This is a genomic window from Enterobacter sichuanensis, from assembly GCF_002939185.1.
GTDB lineage: Bacteria > Pseudomonadota > Gammaproteobacteria > Enterobacterales > Enterobacteriaceae > Enterobacter > Enterobacter sichuanensis.
Map to the genome: position 1 here is coordinate 1 of NZ_POVL01000097.1, position 6023 is coordinate 6023.

Consider the following 6023-nt stretch of genomic DNA (forward strand, 5'->3'; position numbering starts at 1 on the left):
CGCTGCACAAAACTAATCCCCCAATACCTTGCTTATACGGTAAACTACCTGCGTTTTTGCATCAGGATAGCGTCTATGAACCACTCCCTTAAGCCCTGGAATACCTTTGGCATTCAACGGAATGCTAAAAAGATTGTACGTGCCGATACCGCACAGCAGTTGCTGAATGCATGGCAAAGCGCAACAGAAAATAACGAACCCGTACTGATTCTGGGCGAAGGAAGTAATGTCCTGTTTCTCGACGATTTTGCGGGAACAGTAATCATTAACCGCATCATGGGCATTGATGTGGAAGAGCGCGCCGATAGCTGGCACATTCACGTGGGGGCCGGTGAAAACTGGCATCATCTGGTGCGGTTTACCCTCGACAAAGGGATGCCGGGTCTGGAAAACCTTGCGCTGATCCCAGGCTGCGCCGGATCGTCACCCATTCAAAACATCGGTGCCTATGGCATCGAACTGAAACATGTCTGTGAGTATGTCGACTGTATCGAACTGGCGACCGGAACGGCCCAGCGTTTAACCGCAGAAGAGTGCCGTTTTGGCTATCGTGACAGTATCTTCAAACATGAATATCAGGATCGCTACGTCATTGTCGCCGTGGGCCTGCGTCTGTCTAAGCGCTGGCAGCCCGTGTTGACCTACGGTGATTTAACGCGTCTCGATCCGGCAACCGTTACCCCTCGCGACGTTTTTGACTCGGTTTGCCATATGCGGATGACCAAACTTCCCGATCCCAAAGTAAACGGCAATGCCGGAAGCTTCTTCAAAAACCCGGTAATTAGCAGCGAAAAGGCAAAAATCTTCCTTGAAGGATGGCCAACAGCGCCACATTACCCTCAGGCGGACGGCAGCGTGAAGCTTGCTGCGGGATGGCTTATCGATCAATGCCAGTTAAAAGGCACGACAGTCGGCGGTGCTGCCGTTCACCGACAGCAGGCTCTGGTACTGATTAATCAATGTGATGCGACCAGCGATGATGTGGTTCATCTGGCACATCATGTCCGTGAGCGTGTGGGCGAGAAATTTAACGTCTGGCTGGAGCCGGAAGTGCGCTTTATCGGGTGCACAGGCGAAGTCAATGCCGTGGAGGCCATCGCGTGAAGGACAATACCATCCCTTTAACCCTGATTGGCATTCTTGCCGACGGTGAGTTTCATTCTGGCGAGCAATTGGGCGAACAGCTGGGCATGAGCCGTGCCGGCATCAATAAGCATATTCAGACGCTGCGCGACTGGGGTGTCGATGTCTTCACGGTACCAGGAAAAGGCTACAGCCTGCCGGAACCGATTCAACTGCTGAATGAAGAACTGATTCGCAGCCAGATTGGACACGGCAATGTGGCGGTGCTGCCTGTGATTGATTCGACGAACCAGTATCTTCTGGATCGTCTGCCTGAGCTGAAATCCGGCGATGCCTGTGTTGCTGAGTATCAGCAGGCCGGGCGTGGCCGTCGCGGTCGCAAATGGTTCTCACCGTTTGGTGCGAACCTTTATCTCTCCATGTACTGGCGTCTGGAGCAGGGGCCTGCCGCTGCCATTGGCCTGAGTCTGGTTATCGGCATTGTCATGGCGGAAGTGCTGCACGATCTGGGGGCGGATAACGTACGCGTGAAGTGGCCTAACGATCTCTACCTCAACGATCGAAAACTGGCCGGTATCCTGGTTGAACTGACGGGGAAAACCGGCGATGCGGCGCAAATTGTCATTGGCGCGGGCCTCAATATGGTGATGCGCAACGTCCAGAGTGATGTGGTGAACCAGGCCTGGACTAACCTCCAGGAGGCGGGCATCGTCATCGATCGCAACACCCTCGCCGTGCGTATGATTAAAGAGTTGCGCAGTTCACTCACGCTTTTTGAGCAGGAAGGGCTGGCTCCGTTCCTGTCGCGTTGGGAAAAGCTGGATAACTTCATCAACCGCCCGGTGAAATTGCTGATTGGCGATAAAGAGATCTACGGTACTTCCCGCGGTATTGATGCGCAGGGGGCGTTGCTTCTGGAGCAGGATGGCGCAATCAAGCCCTGGGTGGGCGGTGAGATTTCCCTGCGAAGTGCCGAACAACCGGACTGAGTCAATGATGCGAAAACCCGTCTGCGCGACGCTGGCTGTCATGATGAGTGTACTGTTCTCGCCTCTCTCGCAGGCGGGACAGGCCTGGGAAAGTTACAAGGCACGCTTTTTTAAACCGGAAGGCCGCATTGTCGATACCGGCAATGGCGGTGTTTCGCATACGGAAGGTCAGGGGTTCGCCATGCTGATGGCGGTGGCCAATGACGATAAAGCCACGTTCGATAAGCTCTGGCAATGGACGGACAGTCAGCTGAAGAACAAAGAGAATGGTCTCTTTTACTGGCGTTACAACCCCGCAGAGTCCAACCCGATCGCCGACAAAAACAACGCCGCAGACGGCGATGTGCTGATCGCCTGGGCATTGTTAAAAGCCGATGCCCGCTGGCATGACAAGCATTACAGCACCGCATCGGATGCCATTACAAAAGCACTGATTGACCACAGCGTGATCCGCTATGCGGGTTATCGAGTGATGCTGCCCGGCGTCCAGGGATTTAAGCCTGAGGGTGAAGTGATCCTTAATCCGTCCTATTTCGTGTTTCCGGCCTGGCAGGACTTTGCCGCGCGCAGTCATTTACCGGTCTGGCATGAATTGATGAAGGACGGGAAACGCCTGCTGGGGAAAATGGGTTCGGGTAAAGCGAATCTGCCCCCTGACTGGGTTTCACTGACATCAGGTGGCAAGCTGGCACCGGCCCAGGGTTGGCCACCGCGGATGAGCTACGATGCGATTCGTATTCCGCTGTACGTTGCCTGGTCTGATAAACAAAGCCCGTTGCTGACGCCGTGGAAAGCCTGGTTCGGTCAGTTTCCCCGGGAACAAACGCCCGCCTGGGTGAACGTCACGACCAACGACTATGCGCCCTATATGATGGAAGGCGGTCTGCTGGCGGTACGCGATTTAACGATGGGACAGTCTTCCGGAGAACCCGAAATCACCTCTAAAGACGACTACTATTCGGCAAGTCTGAAAATGCTGGTGTGGATCTCAGCGCAATAATAACGCACCGACTATCCCCTCTCCCCTGTGGGGAGAGGGTTAGGGCGAGGGGCCTTATTGCGGATACGGTACCCAATCTCCGCCGTTCAGACGAACGTACGGTTTGTTCTGATACTGAATCACTACCGCGTTAGCGTTCTCGGAAACTTCTGCCGTTTGCGGCAGGTTACTGGTGAGCTGATCCCAGTTCACGCTATCCTCGACAAACAGCTTGCCGTCCACCGCACGGGCAACCAGTTCTGAGATCGCCAGATAGCTACTTGGCTGGGTGATCTCAATCGGCGCGCCCTGGTGAGGTGCCTTCATACCAAAGAATTTAATGCCAGCAGGCACGTTGGTAATGGACGGGCTTGGGATATCACGCAGGCCCGACACCTGCATTCTGTCGCCTTTCAGTGCACCACCGTGTTCAGGGACCACCACCACCATCACTTTACGGCCGGATTTTTCCAGCTCTGTAAAGAACGCGTCCAGCTCGTCGAAGAATTTCTGCGCACGCACTTTATAGTCTGCCGTTTTGCTCACGCCCGGGAAGTGGTTACCATCGTGAAGCGGCAGGGTGTTAAAGAACGTCGCACTGCGCGGATTACTGTCTTTTTCGATGGTCTGCAGCCAGCGCTGAAGTACGGCGGTATCGTCATAAACGGGCGAGCCGTCGAAGCCCAGCAGAGTGACCGGAAGACCCGTTTGATCCATCAGCGGCGCCTGCATGCCACCCTGTTCGCGCACCTCTTTCAGGAAGTTGCCGAACTGGCCGTTATGCCCCAGCATCAGATGCTGCGTAAAGCCCAGTTTGGCGAGGTTATCGAACAGATAACACTGGTTGCCGGCGGGTTGATACAGGTTTTTATGCGATGTCTGACCGCAGCTTGCACGCAGCAGGCGGATCGCCGCCGGGCCGCTGTATGAAGTGGCCGAATTGAAATCTTTAAACTGAATGTCGAAATGAGACCACAGCGGATGCGACATCAAACCTGCGGCATCCACGTCGGCCCAGGAGAGAGAGCAGATGTTGATCACCAGCAGTTCGAACGGCTGAGCATCTGCCGGCAGCGCGTCCGGGAATTTCGTCTGACGCTTATCTTCCGCAGTATAGAAACTGGAGAGCCAGGCATTCAGGTTTGTGGAGGTCGGCGGTGCGGTCTGGGTTGGGATATCCCCCACGACAGGCGTATTGCCAGCCGTCGTGACGGTTGCCGCCGCGCTTCCCCCTGTGGTGGTCACCGTGGTGGTGGGTTGACCGGCAGGCCACAGCGAAAAGTTTGGCCCTGCCAGCGTCAGCACGTTAAGCCAGATCATAATCGCCACGACAAACACCGTGACGCGGACCCACTGTGACAGGAACAGCCAGGCAACCAGCAGCACAAATACTGCGCCAATCATCTGCCAGTTAATAAAACGCTCGATGAGGTCGAGGACATAGCTGGCGCTAAACCCCGCCACCTGCGAGCCCTGGCTCATAATACTGTCCGGCCCCGGTAGCCAGGTATCATGCCAGAACAGCGCAAAGCCGACAGGAATGGCTACCCAGTGGCGTAAACGATGCAGCCTGATATTCGGCAAAGGCATCAGCAGGAAGGCCATAAACACCAGGTTGAGAAGAGGATGGAAATTCAGATAGCCTGCCCACAGCAGACCAAACTTCACCAGAAAGTAGAAGTTCCAGCCGGAAAGGCCGCGCCAGTATTGCCAGAGCGGCGAAGGTGACGAAGCGGTATAGGTTGAATTAGTCATGTTTTCGGTCTGCCTTGACGTGTGATGCCCGTGTCAGTGTTCCGGCTGGTTTAACGTGGCGAGGTTTTATAAACAACACTCTGGCCGTATCACGGATACGACGTATGGAATGGCGTGCGTAGTAGCCAAGCGGGAAAAAGATCAGCGCACAGACTATAACCAGTTGAATGATATCGCTGATATTCATAGTGCGTTCTCCGCGTTGTCTGTTAATAAGCGAAGAGGCTCCGGCACCCGTCGCCAGACATGTCCATCATGTCTGGCATTGAGGATCGGTTTCGCATCGCTCGTGATAGCGAGCGGTTTAGCCCATTGTTCTGGCTGGAGCGCACGCATCTGCACCAGTTCCGCGCTGATGGCATTATCTTCGAACCAAATCATACGGTTCGAGAAGATATCACCGGTCGGCAGGGGGAAGATGTGGTTAAGCGCAGTATCAAGATCGTTTATCCGGCAGAAGGACAAAAACAGCATCAGGCGATTATCGCCGATGGTCATGATGTCCCCTGTACGGTTCGGGCGGCATAAGGTGAGAGCCTGTTCAACGCGAATACCCGGTACAGGACGCAGGGCAACCATGACCCCTTTTCCGTCAGCAGGAAGAAGCGTGTTGCTCATCATGTTGCCGACGGCATCGCAGAAGGTATCCCATTTTTGGTATCCACGCAGTTTCATCGGCTGGGTCATGGAGAGCAGCGTGGAAATCTCTTCCGGTACATGGCGGCTAAACTGCTGACCCTGCACGCTTTCGATAAGCGTCAGGCAGCGTGACAGCGGCGCATTCCAGGGGATAACCATATTCGCGCCGCAGCCCAGAAGCAGGCGCTCATCGGTGGCGCGCAGGCTGGTATTGTTTTCACGTATGATAATTTTCAACGCGCTTCCGCGCTGGCGGCGTAAGGTATGGATCTGTCTTGCCAGCGTCTCAATCTGGTTATTTTGCATCAACGAGAAAATAAGGGTTGCCGCCTGGGTTGTGCGGGCTTCATGGAAAAGGGCTTCGTTAGAGTCAAACAGGGACCAGTTTTCCGAAAGAGCAGGGGCACCCTCCAGGACCGCGATATGGCTCAGGATACGTTTTTCATCGCTGCGCGGCTGAACCACGGTCTCTTCCTGCTGCGCCAGGTGCCACTTGCCCTCGATATGTTTCAGAGTAAGTTGTTGCCTGGCACTCACCCCTTTTTCATTACACCAGAAAGCAATATCGTAGAGATAGG

6 protein-coding genes are annotated in these 6023 nt (G+C 54.8%); 3 read left to right on the top strand and 3 right to left on the bottom strand.

Going from position 1 to position 6023, the window contains the following annotated elements:
• Nucleotides 1-75: 75 nt before the first annotated feature.
• From murB to C5687_RS23285, 3 genes are read left to right on the top strand one after another with little or no spacing between them, the layout of a single operon-like run.
• Nucleotides 76-1104 carry a UDP-N-acetylmuramate dehydrogenase gene (murB, locus tag C5687_RS23275; RefSeq protein WP_104558124.1) on the top strand — a complete coding sequence of 343 codons (1029 nt, stop codon included), beginning with the start codon at nt 76-78 and terminating at the stop codon, nt 1102-1104.
• Nucleotides 1101-2072, top strand: coding sequence for a bifunctional biotin--[acetyl-CoA-carboxylase] ligase/biotin operon repressor BirA (birA, locus tag C5687_RS23280; protein WP_104558126.1), 972 nt, complete (start codon nt 1101-1103; stop codon nt 2070-2072). Before murB ends, birA begins: the two co-directional genes overlap by 4 nt.
• Nucleotides 2073-2079: 7 nt before the next feature.
• Nucleotides 2080-3072 (top strand): family 8 glycosyl hydrolase, encoded by a 993-nt coding sequence (locus C5687_RS23285; RefSeq protein ID WP_104558129.1) that lies wholly within the window; start codon nt 2080-2082, stop codon nt 3070-3072.
• A 54-nt stretch (nt 3073-3126) separates the two neighbouring features.
• On the opposite strand, the gene bcsG is transcribed toward C5687_RS23285, so the two are convergent.
• From bcsG to bcsE, 3 genes are all read right to left on the bottom strand, one after another.
• Nucleotides 3127-4806 carry a cellulose biosynthesis protein BcsG gene (gene bcsG, locus C5687_RS23290; RefSeq protein ID WP_094919641.1) on the bottom strand — a complete coding sequence of 560 codons (1680 nt, stop codon included), beginning with the start codon at nt 4804-4806 and terminating at the stop codon, nt 3127-3129.
• Nucleotides 4799-4993 (bottom strand): cellulose biosynthesis protein BcsF, encoded by a 195-nt coding sequence (bcsF, locus tag C5687_RS23295; RefSeq protein ID WP_025759457.1) that lies wholly within the window; start codon nt 4991-4993, stop codon nt 4799-4801. Before bcsF ends, bcsG begins: the two co-directional genes overlap by 8 nt.
• Nucleotides 4990-6023: cellulose biosynthesis protein BcsE (gene bcsE, locus C5687_RS23300; protein WP_104558128.1), on the bottom strand; the 1034-nt coding region annotated here is incomplete at its 5' end. The genes bcsE and bcsF, both read right to left, overlap by 4 nt.